The organism is Acetobacter lovaniensis (genome assembly GCF_014207635.1).
In the GTDB taxonomy this organism is placed as follows: domain Bacteria; phylum Pseudomonadota; class Alphaproteobacteria; order Acetobacterales; family Acetobacteraceae; genus Acetobacter; species Acetobacter lovaniensis.
The window spans coordinates 409866-427441 of record NZ_JACHIE010000001.1 but is presented as its reverse complement, the minus strand read 5'-3'; the positions used below and the strand labels follow the sequence as shown (position 1 = coordinate 427441).

The 17576-nt window shown below is 60.4% G+C and carries 15 protein-coding genes; 10 read left to right on the top strand and 5 right to left on the bottom strand.

The annotated features are described in order from the left end of the window. Positions 1–4 precede the first annotated feature (4 nt). Complete coding sequence (locus tag HNR55_RS01955) at positions 5–829, top strand: EcsC family protein (protein ID WP_166111247.1); 825 nt, start codon at positions 5–7, stop codon at positions 827–829. Positions 830–898: 69 nt separating this feature from the next. On the opposite strand, the gene HNR55_RS01950 is transcribed toward HNR55_RS01955, so the two are convergent. Together HNR55_RS01950 and HNR55_RS01945 are read right to left on the bottom strand one after the other, a co-directional pair. Continuing rightward, positions 899–1069 (bottom strand): hypothetical protein, encoded by a 171-nt coding sequence (locus tag HNR55_RS01950; protein ID WP_166110556.1) that lies wholly within the window; start codon positions 1067–1069, stop codon positions 899–901. 29 nt (positions 1070–1098) lie between these two features. Further along, entirely contained in the window at positions 1099–2073 is a 975-nt protein-coding gene (locus HNR55_RS01945; RefSeq protein WP_166110553.1) for a 2-hydroxyacid dehydrogenase, read from the bottom strand. 179 nt (positions 2074–2252) lie between these two features. Between HNR55_RS01945 and aat the strand changes: the two genes are divergently transcribed. The 4 genes from aat (at position 2253) to HNR55_RS01925 (ending at position 5077) form a co-directional block, all read left to right on the top strand. Further along, positions 2253–2894, top strand: a complete 642-nt coding sequence (gene aat, locus HNR55_RS01940) for a leucyl/phenylalanyl-tRNA--protein transferase (RefSeq protein WP_221441725.1) — start codon at positions 2253–2255, stop codon at positions 2892–2894. 79 nt (positions 2895–2973) lie between these two features. Further along, positions 2974–3756, top strand: a complete 783-nt coding sequence (locus tag HNR55_RS01935; RefSeq protein ID WP_253544973.1) for a DUF4412 domain-containing protein — start codon at positions 2974–2976, stop codon at positions 3754–3756. Further along, positions 3756–4424: a hypothetical protein gene (locus HNR55_RS01930; protein ID WP_242005379.1), complete on the top strand. Its 669-nt coding sequence runs from the start codon at positions 3756–3758 to the stop codon at positions 4422–4424. The genes HNR55_RS01935 and HNR55_RS01930 overlap by 1 nt, the downstream gene beginning before the upstream one ends. 47 nt (positions 4425–4471) lie before the next feature. Next, a complete protein-coding gene (locus HNR55_RS01925; RefSeq protein WP_166110547.1) occupies positions 4472–5077 on the top strand; it encodes a hypothetical protein in 606 nt (201 codons plus the stop codon). 62 nt (positions 5078–5139) lie between these two features. Here HNR55_RS01925 and HNR55_RS01920 read toward each other — a convergent pair whose 3' ends face one another. Then, entirely contained in the window at positions 5140–8322 is a 3183-nt protein-coding gene (locus HNR55_RS01920) for an AsmA-like C-terminal region-containing protein (protein ID WP_242005378.1), read from the bottom strand. Between the two features lie 119 nt (positions 8323–8441). Between HNR55_RS01920 and HNR55_RS01915 the strand changes: the two genes are divergently transcribed. Beyond that, on the top strand, positions 8442–11552 hold the full coding sequence (locus tag HNR55_RS01915) for a bifunctional [glutamine synthetase] adenylyltransferase/[glutamine synthetase]-adenylyl-L-tyrosine phosphorylase (RefSeq protein ID WP_166110540.1): 3111 nt from the start codon (positions 8442–8444) through the stop codon (positions 11550–11552). 46 nt (positions 11553–11598) lie between these two features. Further along, complete coding sequence (gene bcp, locus HNR55_RS01910) at positions 11599–12087, top strand: thioredoxin-dependent thiol peroxidase (protein ID WP_166110537.1); 489 nt, start codon at positions 11599–11601, stop codon at positions 12085–12087. A gap of 58 nt (positions 12088–12145) precedes the next feature. Here bcp and HNR55_RS01905 read toward each other — a convergent pair whose 3' ends face one another. Both HNR55_RS01905 and HNR55_RS01900 read right to left on the bottom strand, forming a co-directional pair. Next, positions 12146–12547 carry a hypothetical protein gene (locus HNR55_RS01905; protein WP_166110532.1) on the bottom strand — a complete coding sequence of 134 codons (402 nt, stop codon included), beginning with the start codon at positions 12545–12547 and terminating at the stop codon, positions 12146–12148. 135 nt (positions 12548–12682) lie between these two features. Beyond that, positions 12683–13951, bottom strand: coding sequence for an MFS transporter (locus HNR55_RS01900; RefSeq protein ID WP_166110529.1), 1269 nt, complete (start codon positions 13949–13951; stop codon positions 12683–12685). A gap of 192 nt (positions 13952–14143) precedes the next feature. Between HNR55_RS01900 and HNR55_RS01895 the strand changes: the two genes are divergently transcribed. From HNR55_RS01895 to HNR55_RS01885, 3 genes are read left to right on the top strand one after another with little or no spacing between them, the layout of a single operon-like run. Further along, the gene (locus HNR55_RS01895; protein WP_166110526.1) at positions 14144–15415 is read left to right on the top strand and encodes a DNA recombination protein RmuC; all 1272 of its coding nucleotides are present in this window, start codon (positions 14144–14146) and stop codon (positions 15413–15415) included. A gap of 21 nt (positions 15416–15436) precedes the next feature. Next, positions 15437–16150, top strand: coding sequence for a response regulator transcription factor (locus tag HNR55_RS01890; RefSeq protein WP_166110523.1), 714 nt, complete (start codon positions 15437–15439; stop codon positions 16148–16150). Then, positions 16137–17525, top strand: coding sequence for a sensor histidine kinase (locus HNR55_RS01885; protein WP_166110520.1), 1389 nt, complete (start codon positions 16137–16139; stop codon positions 17523–17525). Before HNR55_RS01890 ends, HNR55_RS01885 begins: the two co-directional genes overlap by 14 nt. The last annotated feature ends 51 nt before the right edge of the window (positions 17526–17576 follow it).

The following is a 17576-nucleotide window of genomic DNA, read 5'->3' as shown; positions in this document are numbered from 1 at the left end:
GAGCATGAAGGAAACAGCAGGCAACGCCCTGACTCCGCTAGCCCTGAGTGGCCGCGATCTGGGCGAGTTGGAAACAGCCCTGATCGCGGTTGAATCCGGGCGTGGCGTTCTGGTGCGTCTGGCGGACCTTATGGGCGGTGCTGTTGGCCATGCGGCGCGTCTGGGCATGCGTGGTCTGGGTATGGCTCCCAACATGGAACAGAAACTGCGCGGGCTGGCCGAAACCGCCATTACCCGTGCGTTTGACGTGGCCGTACTGGGCATGAAAGGTCCGGCTGACACCGCGATGGAAGACTCGCGCTGGCGCACATCCGGCCTTCAGGCGGCTGTGGCTGTGTCGGGGGCTGTGGGTGGTTTTGCGGGGCTGGCTGGTCTGGCGCCCGATATCGGGTTTACGACCCTGACAATCATGCGTGAAATTGCCCGTATTGCCCGCGAGGAAGGCGAGGACATGAGCGACCCGGACGCCCGACGCGCCTGTCTGGAGGTGTTCGCACTCAAAGCTTTTCCCAACCGGCGGAATGGGGAAGAGAGCGAACTGGGTTATTTTTCCGCCCGCGCAGTGCTGCGTGGCCGCCCGGTTGTGATGCTGATTGCCGAGGTAGCCTCGCATTATGGTCTGGCACTTGGGCAAAAAATTTCTGTCCAGCTTATGCCTGTGGCCGGGGCGCTGTGTGGCGCATCGCTGAATACAGCGTTTTTTAACCATTACCGCGCCCTTGCCCGCGCGCATTTTACCATCCGCAGGCTGGAGCGTGAGCACGGCCCGGTGGTGCGGGATACCGCCCTTGCCCTGCGTGACAGCCTTGAAGGGCGCGAAAAGCTCTAAATCCCGCGCCCGGAGTACAGGCAGCAACAAAAGCAGGGCCGCAACACGCGGCCCTGCTTTTTTATTGGGCTATTTTTTAGCCGGTACCCGCTGTTCGGTGTCTTCTATAAAGGTCGCAATTACGGCCATGACCAGAAAGCTGATCCCCAGAACCTGTAACGTGCCCTGATAATGAAAAGCCGGGTACCAGAGCGCGGCACAAATACCCATAGCAAGAACGCAGAAGAGTCGCATGGTCATGGGGCTGTTTCTCCTTAATCCCTGCCGTTTTACGCGCTCACGCCGGAAGGCAGGGGTTTGCCTTCCACCATGGCGCGGACATTATCAAGGGCAAGCATGCCCATGGCGGTCCGGGTTTCTACCGTAGCACTGCCGACATGGGGGGTCATGAACAGGTTGGGCAGGGTCAGCAGGGCCGGGTTCGGGTTAGGTTCATTCTGGAACACATCCAGCCCGGCGGCAAAAAGCTGGCCGGACCGCAGGGCGGCAATCAGCGCATCTTCATCAATCAGGGAGCCACGGGCAGCATTGACCAGCACACTCCCACGCGGCAGCAGCCCAAGTGTGCGGGCGTTTATCAGTGGGGGGGCTGTTGTGGAGCCGGGCATGTGCAGGCTGAGAATGTCGCAGTGGGGGAGCATGTCCTCAAGCGTTTCAAAGTAGGTTGCCCCGGCTTCCTCCGCTGCGTCCAGCCGCCGCCTGTTGTGGTAGAGAATGGTCATGTCAAACCCGCGGGCGCGTTTGGCAACGGCCTGCCCAATGCGGCCCATGCCCACAATGCCCAGCCGCTTGCCCGTAACGCGGCGGCCCAGCATTTCCCCCATGCCCAGTGCGTGGCCCCATCCGGCCTTCATGAGCGTGTAATACTCCGCAGCCCTGCGGCTGGCGGCCAGAATGAGCATGATCGCCAAATCGGCGTTGCAGTCGGTCAGCACATCGGGGGTGTTGGAGACGGCAATATCGCGTGCCAGCAAGGCTGGAACATCCAGATGGTCCAGCCCGACACTGACCGTTGCCACCAGTTTAACACTCTCTGGCAGGGCTGCGACATCCGCCCCTTTAAGCGGGGCTGTATGCGTCACCAACACGGCAAGGGGTTGGTAGGCGTGGGCCAGTTTCAGCAACTCGGCGGTGCTGAGTGCATGCTCGGGTGCGGGTGGGGCATCAAACTCGGAGTGGATACGCTCTTCGACTGCGTCCAGCAGGCGGGTGGAGCGGATCAGGCGGGGAAGGAGAGAGGTCACAAAAATCTCCGTGGTGCAGCATGGTGAGCCGGGCAGGGATGTGTTTATTCTGGTAGGCACGCTAGCATAGTGCTGCGGGTGCATTATACCGCAAGCAACCCTATGCCTGATAACGAGTGCGGGAAAAGCCGGTTGCCCGGATGGGGGCAGTGGTGGAAAAACATGGGAGCCTGTCCGGCATGTCTGATGGTCTGACCCCTGAACTGATGCTGGGGGCCTATGCGGTCGGGCTGTTCCCCATGGCGGAGGGGGAGGATGACCCGACCTTAAACTGGTATGACCCGGACCCGCGCGGCATTTTGCCGCTGGAGGGTTTTCATGTTCCCCGGCGTTTGCGCCGTACGGTTCTGTCCGGTCGCTTTGAGGTCAGCGTGGACCGGGATTTTCCCGCCGTCATGCGCGGGTGTGCGGCTCCTGCTGCGGGGCGGGAAAGCACATGGATCAATAGTCGTATTTACCAGTTGTTCTGTGCGCTCCACACCATGGGCTTTGGCCATAGTGTTGAATGCCGCATGGAAGGGGAACTGGTGGGCGGGTTGTATGGGGTTGCACTGGGTGGCGTGTTTTTTGGCGAGAGCATGTTCAGCCGGGTTACGGATGCCTCCAAGGTGGCTCTTGTCCATCTGGTTGCCCGTATGCGCCTGAACGGTTTTATTCTGCTTGATACACAGTTCGGCACGGAGCATCTGGCCCGTTTTGGTGGGGTGGAAATCCCCGCCGCAGACTACAAGGAACAGCTTGAGCGTGCCGTATGCATGCAGCCCTGCTGGTCCGATACGCTGGCACCCGATATGCTGGAAGCCGAAATACGCAGTATGTAACGCTGCCACGACCTTACAGGCTGGTTGCGGCACCCGCACCCCCAGAGAGTGCTGGCCGCAAAGAATGGAGATGGATTTGGTGACAGACAGATTTTTACCGGCCTGCAAACGCAGCCTGCGTGTGCCCGGCCTGTGCGCCGTTGGTGTTTTGGCCATGTCTGCCATTGTTACTCCTCCCCTGCATGCCCAGCAGGCCACAGACCACCCGCGCCTGACACCGGGGCGCGACGCGGTGATCGACTATGTGTTTCAGCCCCGCCCGACCGAGCAGGACCTCAAGGCCGGAGCCAAAGCGGACACACCCGTGGCAAGCCGCCATGTGCAGGTGCTGTATTCGGGCGATGGTGGGCTGATGCGGATCAACTACATGACCAGCATGGAAGGGGATGCAAGCCGTGGCGCGGTGATCATCAACCGTGCCGCGCAGGAGGTGCTGGTTATTATCAACGACCGTCACATCTATACCCGGCTTGTGCAGCAGGAGGGCATACGCAACCCGTTCCTGCTCGACATGTCCATGCAGTTCACCAAAACTGGGAGCGATGTGGTGGCAGGCCAGCCCTGTACCACATGGCAGGCGGTTTCTGCTCAGGGCAAGGCATCAACCTGCGTTACGGATGACGGGTTCATACTCCAGCAGGATGGGGTGGACGTGGATGGGCTGAATGGCAGCCTGCGCGCCATGAAGGTGTCTTACGATATTGTGCCGGTCAGCGCCTTTGAACCACCGCAGGGTTTTCAGGAAGTTACACCCCATTCCCCCTATCCCGATGCGGCCCAGACCGAGCCCCCCGTAACCGGCGTTGGCCCTGCGACCAGCCTGCCCGCAACCAGCCCTAACCCTGAGGGAGAAACCCGGTAATGGCTACACGGTGCATCATGGTGTCGCGTAGCGCATTTGCCGTTGTGGCTTTTGGGCTGGCTCTGGCGGGTATGCCCGGCATGCAGGCCTATGCGCAGCAGGCGGGCACAGCGCAGGATGCCCCACCCGCGCAGACTCCCATGGCGGGTGAGCCACCAGCGGAAGCACCTGCCATTACCCCCTCGGTGGATGTGGATGTGGAGTACGAGCTTGCCTCCCCTCAGGGGGATGTCAGCACCCGTCAGCGTATGCGGTGGCAGGTTGCGACCCTGCGCCAGCGGCTGGACCCGGATAAGTCCTCCGTGTTCATGATCACCTCATGGCGTGACAGAACCCTGAGTGTTGTGGACCTCGGGCGCAAAAAAGACAGCATCATGCCTGTGCCGGGTACGCAGCAGCTTACTCCTCCCGGCCAACCCGCAATGGTCGGCTCCTATGCGCGATTGGGGAGTTCCGTTGTGGCAGGTGAGCAGTGCACAATATGGCGCACGAAAGATACGGATGGCCACCCGACGGATGCCTGCTACACGGCGGACGGGTTGCTGCTTCAGGTCGCGCAGGGTGGGCAGATAACAGTGCGCGCACTCAGTGTGCAGCGTGTTGCGCAGCCCGACAGCCTGTTTGTCATACCCCCCGGTTTGCAGCAGGAGGCACCAGCACACCCATAGTGCACACCATGCGTGGCCATTGGTGATAAAGGCAGGAAAGGGATGGAATGCACAACGCAACCTATGGCCGCACCGCATTACTGTTTGCGCTATGCGCAGCCTTGGGGTGGACGGATGCCGCAGCGCAGGCTCAGGCGGTGGATGGGCCAACCACGGTCTGCATAACGGCGCAGGCGGCCCAGCAGCCGCAAACGCTGGTTGTGGTGCCCTCCGGCACCGTATTTGCAACGGACGATACCGCCCGGCCCGGCCCCGCCGGGCATACGCAGCAAGCACAGGCACAGGCGGTTGTCACAACCGAAACCATTACCCTGACCCACATGCAGCCCTGCATGGCGGCGGATGCGTCCAGCGTTGTCTCCCACACCCGCCACTGGCTGCATGAGAAAGTTCACTCCCATAGTGGGCAGGTGTTGCATGCGGTCGGTGAAATCAGCGGAAATGGGGTGGATACCGGCATGGAGGATGAGGATACCTCTCTGCGTGATCTGGTACATTCCGGAGCGTTGAGCCTTTCCATCAACCGGACCGTGCAGGACCCCGTTTTTTTGCAGGAAAGTGACGCAGACCTGCCCGATACAGGAGGAGGGGTGGATACGTCTGCCTCGCGTGATGCGGCATCGGACCTGCCATCCCAAAGGCATGCGCCCTAGCAGGGCCATGCCACCAGAGCATTCCCCCGCACGGAATGCGCCGTGCGGGGGAATGCCGGGCGTTAGAACATCTCGCGCAGTGCGCCGGGCAGGAAAATGGAATAGGGGTTGATGTGCAGGGTCGGGTCTTCCAGATTACCCGTAATCCCAAAGGTGACAGCCAGCAGCCCCCCGTTTTTTTCCGGGCTGAACAGTTTGCCAATACCCGGCAGTTTGCCCGGCAGGGTGTTCAGGGCAAAAATGGGAACCACGGTGCCGTGCAGGTCTATGCTGTTGTGGTCAAGGTTGACCCTGCCTTCCAGCGTGGCCCCCAGCGCACCGTTGCCGGTTGTGCCATCATGGATTTCGAGCAGACCCTCTTCAAATGTCACGGGCATATTGAAGTGCGTGACCAGAAAATCGTTGGCGTTCTGGGCATTGAGCCAGCCGTAGAGTGAAATATTGCGCGCGACCTGAAGGGATGTTGGCGCTTTTTTGAGCGTAAACGGCGTAACGCTCAGCGTACCGCTGAAGGGAGCGGCGGGTTCGGCATCATCAAACGTGCCATCCAGTACGGCCTGCCCACCCTTGACGTCGGGGAGAATGTTAAAGGCCGCCAGAAACGCTCCCATATCGGGAATATGGGCGTGCAGGGTGCGGTTTTTCCCTGTGGGGACGAGTGTCATGCTGGCTGGCACCGGCCCGCGCATGACAAAGCGCATTTTTTCCAGCCGCAGGCCATCGTCTTCAAAATAGGCCTGCACGGTGCGCAGGGGCTGCTTGGTCTTGCTGTACCAGAGCTGGTTGGCCGTCAGGTCAATGGCCCATGCCGTGCCACGGGGGCCATGCAGCTTGCCGGTTGCGGCTTCTGGCACATGGTAGTTGGCCGGTTTTCTGGTCTCAGACGTGGCTGGTTCGTGCTCATCCCCGCTCATAAGGGGGGAAAGGTCGAGCGTGTCTGCATAAACGCCAACATGGACCATGTTGCCGGACTGGCTCTGGGGGAGCACCAGCTTGGCGTGACCACTGGAACGCGCGAGCCTGAAGGACGAAATAATCAGTTCAGGCGCGTGTCCGGGCAGCAACTGCGCCTTGCCGACCACACTCATATCCGGGCCAGATGCCTGAAGATGGTCCACATTGGTAATCCGTCCCCGGTCCAGACCCAGCGTGGCGGAGGCATGTGCGGCCTGCCCTGCTGTTTTGTGCCATACGGGAATGCGGATATCCGCTTGACCAAGGTCCAGATCAAGGCCGACAGTGCCGATATGACTGGCCAGTTGCTGGTAATCCACAGCAAGGTCCGCGCTGCCTGCAAAGTGGTCTCCCGTGGCAATGCCCGCGGCCAGAGCCGTCTCGGGCGTTATGCGCGAGGTCAGATGGGCCTTTTCCGCCACCGCATCAGGCGGAAGGGAGCGGAAGTCCATGTTGTATGTCAGATCGGAAGGCAGGCCACCAATAACCCCGTGCCCTGCAAGGGCAAGCCCGTCTGTGGTCACATCCAGCCCAAAACGGGCATCGGTAACATCACGCCCGGCAACAACATTGCCAATGGAGGCATGCGTGACATCGGCATGGCTCTGGATGGTCATGTCGTTAATGGTTACGCGGCTGATCAGTGGCAGGCTTAAGCCCAGATGCAGGGCGGCCGTACCACGTGGGCGGGTCAGGCTGAGCGGGTGGCGTGAGAGCAGGCGCAGCCGGGGTTCGGCCAGCAGGGCCATCACATCCTGCAAAGGTCCGTGCAGGTCGGTTTCTATAATGCCGGTCTGGTCTTTTTCGGTCAGGCCCACAATATCCATGTAGCCCGGCCCGGCCTCAATCCGGCCAGTGCCGGTCTGGTCGACGTTTTTGTCTGTCAGGTCCACAAGCTGATAGCCGTGGTCGAAGTGAATGCTCAGCTTGTCCGGGCTTATGATGTCCAGCCGGGCATCCAGCCCCTGCAGGGGTGTAATGGGGCGCAGCCAGTGAACGGTCAGGCCCGTTGCATCAATGCCTCCCTGTATGCCGGTCAGCTTTAAGTCCTTCCAGCCCTGACTGCTACCCAGTTCGGCTGTGGTTACAAGGTTGGTGGCCGTGCCGCTGGTTATGTTCTCGGTCACCCATTTTTTGCCACCCTTGGCAGCGAGGCTGGGCCAGTAGTAGGTCAGGTCTTCAAACGAGACATGAGGAATGCTCGCACTGAGCCGGGCCTCTATGCCTTTGGGCTGCATCAGGTCCGATGTGTTCAGGAAGCCACTCAGGTTCACGCTCAGGGCGCGTGCGGCATCATCCGGCGCACTGGGGTTGCGTAACAGCAGATGCACACAGGGCAGGGTAATCTGGGCGGGTACGGACTGTACCCTGCTCTGGTTGAGTAGTACGAACATGTCCGCCGTACCGTGGTCCACCTCATAGCGGGAGCCGCCAGCCTCCACATGGCCAGAGCCTATGGAGGCCGTGAGTTCCAGTGCATTGGGCACCATCCACGGCGACTTTGTCGTGGATGTAAAATACGTATCCGCGGTCACGCTTACGGGCAGGTCTATTCTGGCCAGTTCGGGGCGCAGGGGGGTAAAGCTGGCGGGGTTGATCGTGTTGGTGCTCAGGTGCCATGCAATCTGCCTGCCATTGTCCGCAGGTGCGCCGTGTGCGGTCAGGACCAGTCTGGTACCGGGGTCGTTCCGGGGCGCTATGCCTAGCCGGACAGACCCGGTCACCCCTGTGGCCCGCCCTATTGTGTGCAGGTGCAGGTCCACATCAATATCGGATGCCAGCCAGTGTGTGCCGGTCAACTGGTCATCCATGCTGATGCTGGCATCTTCCATGCGCGCGTGTTCCAGCCCGTAGGTTTCCAGCATGTTGTTCTGGTGGGCGGAGGGCATGGAGGGCAGGTCAAGGTCAAATCCCACACTGCCATTATGGGCGCGGCGCAGGGCAAGGCGGAGCCCTTTGATGTTGATGGTGCGCAGTCTGATGCTGCCGTGCAGCAGCGCCAGCGGGTCCAGCGATACGTCTGCCTCGCGCACGGTGTTCTGGTGGGCATTGCCTGGGGCAATAAATCTCAGGTCTTCAAGTACAACTGTCAGGGGCACACCCATGCCTTCACGCAGGCCGTTCCAGCGGAGTTCGGCATGGCCCAGCCGCAGGCTGACTGCTGGCGGCTGGCCGTGGTCCGCCCTGATGATTGTGATGGGCAGAAAAGGCCGTACCACCGGGGTAATATCAAGCGGGCCAAACGCCATGGTGCCCAGCAACGCACCCAGCCCCACAAAAGGGAAGGCCAACAGAACACACGCGCCAATAGCCAGCGTCCGTGGAATTTTTGTTCCTGGGGGAGATGAGGTGTCTTGACCGTTGGAAGTCAACGCAGCAAGCCTTTATTGTTCACAGTACGGGCCATATCATGACGCAGGCAGATCATTCTCTCTTCCGTGACGTAAGACAGACCCGCAGGCAAGGCCCGAGGATCTGGCCGGATGCAGACTGGCCCGCTCCGGCGGACGGGCACAGGGCCGCAGTGTTTGTTGAGGACATGCTGGAACTGGCCAGCCAGAACGGTGTCGCGGCATCGGTCATGGCGCTGCCCGGTGCGCGTGAGTTGATGCTGTGCCTTGGCGGGAACAGCCCGTACCTGTCCGATCTGGCGCGGGAGGATATTCAGGCTTTTGCGGCTCTGCTGGACAAGGGGCCGGATAGCTGTGTGCTCGATGCGTTTGCAACATGCGCACAGTTTGACGCCACATCGGGGCGAGAGTATGTCGCCGCGTTCCTTCGTCATGCCAAAAAGCGTATAGCTTTTATTTGCGCCATTGCGGACCTCGGTGGTGCCTGGTCGCTGGAGGAAGTCACGCATACGCTCAGCCGACTGGCTGAAACCGCGCTGGAAATCGCGCTCAAACATATGCTGTGGCACGCCAGTCAGGCCGGGCAGCTTGACCTGCCAGACCCCGAAAACCCCACTTCGGGCTGTGGGCTTGTCGTGCTGGCCATGGGCAAGCTGGGCGCGCGTGAACTGAATTTTTCATCCGACATCGACCTGATAGTGTTGTACGACCCCACAACGTATTCTCAGTCAGACGCGGTGCGACGTGTATTTGTGCGTATGACTAACGATCTTGTTAGTCTGATGGAAGCGCGCGATGCGAATGGCTACGTTTTTCGTACCGATTTGCGGCTCAGGCCCGACCCTTCTTCTACTCCACCTGCTGTAACCGTACAGGCTGCCACGCTGTATTACGAGAGCTTAGGCCAGACATGGGAGCGCGCGGCCATGATCAAGGCGCGTGCGGTGGCGGGAGACCTTACGCTGGGGCGGCGCTTTCTGGCGGCTATCAGGCCGTTTATCTGGCGCAGGCACCTCGACTTCGCCCTGATTGACGACATCCACGACATGAAGGCCCGCATAGACCGCTACCGCAAGGCGGGACGGACGGATCTGGCGCAACTACCCGATTCTGTTCTGGCGGACCCCGCTGCCAGCCGGGCGTGGCTTCTGGGCCATAACCTCAAGCTGGGGCAGGGCGGTATACGCGAAATTGAATTTATTGCGCAGGCCATGCAGCTGGTCTGGGGAGGGCGCGAGCCCGGACTGCGGGATAAAACAACTTTTGGCGCGCTTAAAAAGCTGGTGGGTTCGGGCAGGCTACCCCGGACCGAGGCCGAAGTCCTGGCCCGCACCTACCGCTTTTTGCGTGATGCGGAACATCGCCTGCAAATGCGCGCCGACCACCAGACCCACAGCCTGCCCGAGACGGTGGAAGGGTTTGATGCCTTCGCCGTCTTCATGAACTATTCCGATGGGGAGGCTCTGGCGCTGGACATGCTCCCGCGCATGCGCGAGGCAAGGCGGATTTTCGAACGGCATTTTATTACCCAGCCCGCGCAGAACGGCATGGAAGCAGGCAGTGTGCTCATGCCCGGCCCAGAAGAAGGGCAGGTCGCCGAACTGCTGGAAAAATATGGTTTTCCCCAGTCCCAACTGGTGGAGGCGGCACAGGTTCTGGGCCGGTGGAGTGGCAACAGCCTGCGTGCCCTGCGCTCGGAGCGGGCACATGCCCTGCTGCGCGCGCTGCTTCCCGCCCTGCTGGCCAATTTTGGCCAGCGTGGCAACCCGCTGGCCTGCCTGCGCAGGTTTGATGCCCTGCTGGCGCGCCAGCACGCCGGGGTGCAACTGCTCTCGCTTTTTGAACGCAACCCCGAACTGGTCGACCGCATTGCCAGCATTTTTGATGCCTCGGCCTTTCTGGCCGACCATCTGGCGGACAAGCCCTCTGCGCTGGAAGGGCTGCTGGCCCCCGAACCGGGGGAAGGGCGTAACGTGGTGGCGCGCCTGAAAACACTGGCCGGGGAAGTCGCTGATGTGGAAGAACTGCTGACCACCCTGCGCCCCATGCTGCGGGGCGAGGAGTTCCGCCTGTCCGTTGCACTGCTGGAAGGGCGGATTGGCGAGGATGACGCCGAGCGCGAACGCACCCTGCTGGCCGATACGATCATGATTGTGATCAAACAGGCTGTGGAGCGTGACCATGTGCGCCGCTATGGCCGTGTGCCCGGAGGGGGCATGGCGGTTATTGCCATGGGCAAGGCTGGCTCGCGCGAGATGATGCCCGGCTCCGACCTTGACCTGCTGATGGTGTTTGACCATCCGGAGGAGATTCAGACCAGTCAGGTCACGGCCAAAAGCCGTCATGACGGGCAGGAACAGGCCTTCTCCCGCCCCCGTAGTGTTGCCGTGGGGCAGTATTACACCCGTCTGGCCCACGCCTTTATTGCCGCACTGACCGCACCGGGGCCGGAAGGCCCGCTTTATGCGGTGGATATGCGCCTGCGCCCATCGGGGGCTGCGGGGCCGGTTGCTGTCCCGCGCACGGCGTTCCTGCGTTACCACACGGAAGCCGCCTGGACGTGGGAATGTATGGCCCTTACGCGCGCACGCATTGTGGCGGCCCCGCAAGCCCTGCGGCGCGCGTTGACGCAGGATATGGAGCGGGTGCTGGACGGGAGTATTCGCGCCATCCCCCCCAAGCGCGCCACCTTGCTGGAGGATGCCCGCACCATGCGTGAGCGTCTGGCCCGTGACCTGCCCGCCAGTTCCATATGGGACATCAAGCGCCGGGCAGGGGGGCTTATGGAAGTGGAGTTCATTGCGCAGATTTTCCAGCTTGTCGCCGCCAACCCCATGGCCCGTAGCCCGTCCACCCGGCTGGCGCTGGGGCGGCTGGAACGGTGCGGAGTGCTGAGTGCGGCAGATGTAAAACTACTCAGGCAGGCGGATTTTTTCTGGCGGCGTCTGCAGGCCCTGCTGCGTTTGCTATGTGGCCCCGTACCCCCAAAGGAGCTGGAAACGGATATGGTGCCCGCGGCCCTGAATATTCTGCTCAGGAACATGAAGGCCCGGACCCTGCCCGAACTGATGGAGCGGACCAACCTGCTGGCGCGCGATGTGCGGAACTGTTTTGAAAGGCTGGTCGGCCCCGTTGCCTCTATGGCACCAGCCGAACGGCCAGAGGACTGAAAAGCGGGTGACCCCCGAACAACATGGTATGAAGGAGTTTACGGTTATGCAAAGCAGTCAGGCGCTCAAGGTAGGGGACAAAGCCCCGGCGTTCAGCATGGCGGCAACTGGTGGACGCACGGTGGAAAGTGCGGCACTCAAGGGGCAGCCGTTTGTGCTCTATTTTTACCCCAAGGCAGACACACCCGGCTGCACAAAGGAAGCCTGTGGGTTTAACGAAGCGTTGCAGGCTTTTGAACAGGCCGGACTGAGCGTTATTGGTGTCTCGCGCGATCCGGTTAAAAAGCTGGACTCATTCGCGGCCAAGTACAGCCTGACCTTTCCTCTGGCGTCAGACGAGGACGGGCGCGTTACCGAGGCTTACGGCGTATGGGTGGAAAAATCCCTGTATGGCCGGACCTATATGGGCATAGAGCGCGCGACGTTTCTGATCGATGCCAGAGGCGATATTGCTTACATCTGGCCCAAGGTCAAAGTCAGCGGCCATGTGGATGCGGTGCTCGCTCAGGCGCAGGCACTGGGGAGTGCAGCCTGAGCGGTACCATGCCACCTCTTATGCAAAGGCTTGCGTGCCGACCCTGCCAGACAGGATGTTACCAGCCGGGGTAATAGCCACCGGGAACGGCATAGTAATAACCCGGAGGTGGTCCCATGGGCACTACCGGTACCACATAGGCAGGTGGTGGCGGTGGCGGCGGAGGAGGGCCATAACTGTAGCCATACGCATAGCCACCGGGGCCACCTCTCATGGCGGCTCCGGCAAGGGCGCCAACCGCCAGACCACCAATGAGCGCGCCAGCGATTGCGCCACCTTCGCCCCGGTGGTGGTGCTCCCATCCCGGTCCGCCCCGGCCACCCCAGCCTGGACCGCCCCAGCCCCGACCACCCCAGCCGGGGCCACCGCCACCCCAGCGTCCGGGTTGGGCCTGTGCGCCAGGCAGTGTTGCCAGGCTAAGGCCCGCAATAACGGGCAGGGCCATCAGAAATTGTGTCATGCGGCGCATCAAACGTGCCTCCCTGGAGCAGGGTGTCAGGCTGCTCCGTATTTTTGTTCTCCCTTAAATATCGATCTGCTTGTGGCAAATTGAAGGCTGATCCCTGTCCTTTTGTTGAAGAGTGCCAGAATAGGGTCAGGGCGTGTTTTCTGGCATCGTACCAGTTTTTTGCAGGGTTAACGCGGTTGCAAGAGTGACCAGCGCACAAGCGGAAACATACCATGCAAACCAGCCTTCATGGCCAATATGCTTGCACCACAGGGCGATATACTCGGTTGTGCCGCCAAAAATGGACACGGTCAGCGCATAGGGTAGCGCTACCCCCAGGGCGCGCACACGGGTGGGGAAAAGCTCTGCCTTAACAATGGCGTTGATGGACGTGTACCCCGAGGCCATGAACAGGGCGGCAACAATCAGCCCGAATGCAACCCAGCCCGATGTGGCGCGGGAGAGGGCATTCAGCAGCGGTACAGTGCCAAGACTTGCCCCGATACCAAAAAACAGGAGCAGGGGTTTGCGCCCGATCCGGTCGGATACCGCGCCAAACGCAGGCTGCATGGCGGCAAACACAAACAGGCTGGCGGCAGAGATCAGGGTGGCCGTTTCCTTGGAAAAACCAAGGGAGTTGGCAAGGTATTTCTGCATGTAAATGGTGTAGGTGTAAAAAGCGACTGTTCCACCAAGGGTTAACCCGCAGACCCGCAACACCGATGGCCAGTGGGCCAGCATAACGCGTATGCCCCCTTTGGCCTGCTTGTTGCTTGTATTCTCAAAGCTTTCGCTCTCCACCATCTGGCGGCGGAGCCAGAACACCAGAACGGCCCCGCCTGCCCCGATCAGGAAGGGAATACGCCAGCCCCAGCCTGCAATCTGCTGCGGTGTCAAAAACACGTATTGCATGACCAGCAGTACGCATAGGGCCAGCAGTTGCCCCATAACCAGCGTGACATACAAAAATCCTGACCAGAACCCCCGGTGCTGCGGGGTGGAAACTTCGGCCAGATAGGTGGCGGAAGCACCATATTCCCCCCCAAGGCTCAACCCCTGCACCAGACGTGCGAGCACAAGAATGACCGGGGCCACAACGCCGATCTGCTCGTATGTGGGGCACAGGGCTATGGCCAGAGACCCAAAACACATGGCCAGAACAGAAAAGGTAAGCGCCTTGCGCCGCCCGTACCGGTCTGCCGCCATGCCCAGCAGCCACCCGCCAATGGGGCGCATAAAAAAACCAACGGCAAATACAGCCGCCGCATTAAGCAGTTCGGCAGTAGGATTGCCATGTGGAAAAAACGCATGGGCGAAGTAGATGGTGAAGGAAGAATAAACATACCAGTCAAAATATTCGAGCAGGTTCCCGGCTGATCCTGCCAGAATACCCCGAATGCGTTGTGCCGTGTTCAAGCGGGTTCTCCATTCCTGGATTTTTTGTTGTGTTGGTGAACAAGGCACCGTGAGCAGGAATGGTATCATTACCACACCATGCCTGTCATTACGTCCGCGGCATGAGGGGTGTTGCCTGACAGGTGCATTTTTTGTTCAGAAACAGTGAGCAAAGGAGCTTGCTCTTGGGGCGGACATCAGACAAAACAGGGTATGAGTTCTGTAATTGTTCTTGTCTGTGTGGCGGTCACGGCTCTTTTGCTGGGAGTAGTGCTGGCTTTTGTGCTGCGCAAACCGCCAGCCAAGAGTGCGGATAGTGATCTGCTGGCACGGCTTTACGTCATGATGGAGCGTGAGGCCGCCGCCGCCCGTGCGGATTCATCCGCGCAAAGAGCCGCCATGACCGAAATGGAACGGGCTTTTGGCGAACGGCTGGAGCGTATGCGTACCGAACTGGCCGAGCAGCTTGGCAGCCTTTCTGGCGGTCTGGGGCGTGAGCAGGCGGAGGCACGGGCCGCACAGGCCGAGGCCCTGCGTACCATGGCGGAAGCTTCTGCCCAGCAACTTTCTGCAATCCGCCACGCAGTGACCGAGCAACTGCACGAGGCGGTGGAGCGGCAGATGCACACATCGTTCCAGCGGGTGCTGGAGCAGTTTGCCGCCATGCAGAAGGCCATGGGCGAGGTCCGCGCCATGACCGCGCAGATCAGTGACCTCAAGCGGCTGTTCAGTAATGTCAAAACCCGTGGGGGCTGGGGAGAGGCCCAGTTGCGCGCCATTCTGGATGATGTGCTGCCACCGGGCACGTATGAGAGCAATGTGCGGCTGGGGGCGGGGAGTGATGTGGTGGAGTTCGCCATTCGCATGCCGGTCAAAACCCAGACCCCACCCCTTATGCCGGTGGACAGCAAGTTCCCGACCGAAGCGTACGAAAAACTGCTCAACGCGGCGGAAGAAGGCGATGTGGTGGGGGAAAAGGCGGCCCGCAAGTCTCTGGAGAACACCGTGCGGATGGAAGCCCGCAAAATCGCCACGAAATACATTCAGCCTCCGGCAACTGTTGAGTTCGCCGTGCTTTATCTGCCAACTGACGGGCTCTACACGGAAGTGGCCCGCATTCCGGGTCTGATAGATGATGTCGGGCGGCAGTACCGGGTTATGGTCATGGGGCCAGCCCTTATGCCCGCCATGCTGCGCACCATTCATCTGGGTTACGTAACTCTGGCGCTGGAGGAGCGGACGGAAAGCATTGCCCGCTTGCTGGGTGCAACCCGGCAGGAAATGCTGAAAATGGATGGAGTGCTGGACAAGCTGGCACGGAATGCGCAGGCTATGTCCTTCTCAATTGAGGAGGCCAGACGGCGCACCAGAGTGGTTACCCGCAAGCTGAAGGAACTTGATAACCCGGTTGCGAGTGAGGACGAAGGTGAAGAGTCTGAAATTGAATTTAGTGGCCATATGAAGGGCGGCACTGCAACAGGATAGAACACGAGCAAGAGGGCAGGTATGTCTGAAGATGATACGCTACCGCCTTTTCTGGAAGGGCGGACGGTTCTCCTTATCGAGGACGACGGCAGGATTGCCGAGGAAATCGTGGGGGAACTCACAGGACGCGGCTTTAACGTCCATCATGAGGAAACAGGCAATGCCGGGCTGGATGCAGCCGTAAAGGGCGAGGCCGATGTAATGGTGGTGGACCGGCTTCTGCCCGGGTGTGATGGGCTTTCTGTTATAGAAGCCATGCGCCAGCAGGGGATTCGCGCGCCTGTGCTGGTCCTGTCCGCCCTGTCTGCTGTGGATGACCGGGTAACAGGGCTTAAGGCCGGGGGGGATGATTACCTGACCAAGCCTTTTGCCATGGAGGAGCTTGTCGCACGGATTGAAGCGCTGCTGCGGCGGCCTGATGATACGCGCAACACCAAGCTGCGTACCGGCCCGCTGGAAATGGACCTGATCGAGCGCCGCGTCTGGCGGGATGGCCGCGAGATTGACCTGCTCCCGCGTGAATTCCGGCTGCTCGAATACCTTATGCGTCGTCCCGGACAGGTGCTGACGCGCTCCATGCTGCTGGAGGATGTCTGGCAGTACCGTTTTATCCCGCGCACCAATCTGGTTGATGTACATATAGGCAAGCTGCGCCGGAAGGTTGATGCTCCGGGCGAGGAACCGCTTATCCAGAGCATTCGTGGTACGGGGTTCCAGTTGCGTGTTTCTGACTGAGGTTTTCCGGACAGCCACATTCCGGATCACTCTCATGGCGCTGGCGGCTATGGCTGGTGTCATGCTCATGCAGTTCGGGCTGGTTTACGCCCAGATGGAGGCGGTGGAATCCCGCCGCTCCACGGAACTGCTACAGGGGGAGGCAGAGTTGCTGGCCCAGATGTCGCCCGAACATCTGGAGTATGTCATCCGCCGCCGCGCAACGGATGACCTGCGCCTGATCATCAACAGTGCCGGTCTGTTCGATGCGGGGCATGCGCTGATTGCGGGCGATCTGCACACTTGGCCGCGTGGGCTCAAGGCGGACGGCAAGCCCCATAATATCGAGATTTATCCCGAAGAGGGCGCTCCCTACCCCCTGCGTCTGCTGGCGGTTACCTTGCCAGACCATACCATTCTGGTGCTGGGGCGCAGCTTTCATCTGCTGGCGGAGCAGAAGTTCATGCTCCGTCATGCCATGCTGGCGGCGGCGGTGCCCACGTTTTTGTTTGCGTTGTTCCTTGGGGTGGCGCTCAGCCATCGCGCCCTCTCCCGCGTGAAGGAAATGCACGAAGCCATAGACCGGATTATGGCGGGCGATATTCATGAACGTCTACCCGCCAACCGCGAGCGGGATGATCTGGAACGGCTGGCGGGGAGCGTGAACCGCATGCTCGACCGGCTGGAACATCTGATGGACGGCATGCGTGCTGTGGGCAATGATATTGCCCATGATCTGCGTACCCCGCTCTCGCGTATGCGGGCCAAGCTCGAGCGCGCCCAGTCTGGCGAGCGCAATCCCGAGCAGCTCGAGGCTGCCATAGACCGGGCGGTGGATGATCTTGACCAGTGCCTTGGCATCATTACCGCCCTGCTCAGGATTGCCGAGATAGAGAACAGCCGCCGCATGGCCGGTTTTGCGCAGGTGAAGCTGCGTGAGTTGATGGATGATGTGTTCGACCTTTACGAACCCATTGCCGAAATGGAAGATAAAAAACTTCAGGCTCTGCCCTCTGCGGATGAGGGGCCAGTATGGGGGGATCGGCATCTTCTGATCGAACTGCTCGCTAATCTGGTTGATAATGCCATCAAATTTACTCCTGAAGGCGGCAGTATCGTGCTGGATGTGCAACAAAAGGAGGATGCGGTCCTGCTGATTGTGACCGATACAGGCACGGGCATTGCCCCGGAGGAAAGGCAGAATGTGTTGTCCCGTTTCTATCGTTCGGACAAGAGTCGGCATGTGCCTGGCAGTGGTCTGGGGCTGAGCCTTGTTTGCGCCATTGCGCAGTTGCATGACGCAAACGTTAAAATAGAGAGCGGTCCCAATGGCAGGGGTACATGCTTCAGCATTGCTTTTCCGGTCCCAGCACAGGGCTGGAGCAATGGTTTGTAAAGATAATGTCACAAGCGGGAGAGGGATGTGCGGCTATCTACTGGCAAAATG

What these genes read in the sequence shown, in the direction of transcription:
- HNR55_RS01895 (WP_166110526.1), top strand. Translation starts at nt 14,144, where the DNA reads ATGAGTTCTGTAATTGTTCTTGTCTGTGTGGCGGTCACGGCTCTTTTG.
- bcp (WP_166110537.1), top strand. Translation starts at nt 11,599, where the DNA reads ATGCAAAGCAGTCAGGCGCTCAAGGTAGGGGACAAAGCCCCGGCGTTC.
- HNR55_RS01905 (WP_166110532.1), bottom strand. Translation starts at nt 12,547, where the DNA reads ATGACACAATTTCTGATGGCCCTGCCCGTTATTGCGGGCCTTAGCCTG.
- HNR55_RS01955 (WP_166111247.1), top strand. Translation starts at nt 5, where the DNA reads ATGAAGGAAACAGCAGGCAACGCCCTGACTCCGCTAGCCCTGAGTGGC.
- HNR55_RS01890 (WP_166110523.1), top strand. Translation starts at nt 15,437, where the DNA reads ATGTCTGAAGATGATACGCTACCGCCTTTTCTGGAAGGGCGGACGGTT.
- HNR55_RS01915 (WP_166110540.1), top strand. Translation starts at nt 8,442, where the DNA reads ATGACGCAGGCAGATCATTCTCTCTTCCGTGACGTAAGACAGACCCGC.
- HNR55_RS01925 (WP_166110547.1), top strand. Translation starts at nt 4,472, where the DNA reads ATGCACAACGCAACCTATGGCCGCACCGCATTACTGTTTGCGCTATGC.
- aat (WP_221441725.1), top strand. Translation starts at nt 2,253, where the DNA reads ATGTCTGATGGTCTGACCCCTGAACTGATGCTGGGGGCCTATGCGGTC.
- HNR55_RS01950 (WP_166110556.1), bottom strand. Translation starts at nt 1,069, where the DNA reads ATGACCATGCGACTCTTCTGCGTTCTTGCTATGGGTATTTGTGCCGCG.
- HNR55_RS01930 (WP_242005379.1), top strand. Translation starts at nt 3,756, where the DNA reads ATGGCTACACGGTGCATCATGGTGTCGCGTAGCGCATTTGCCGTTGTG.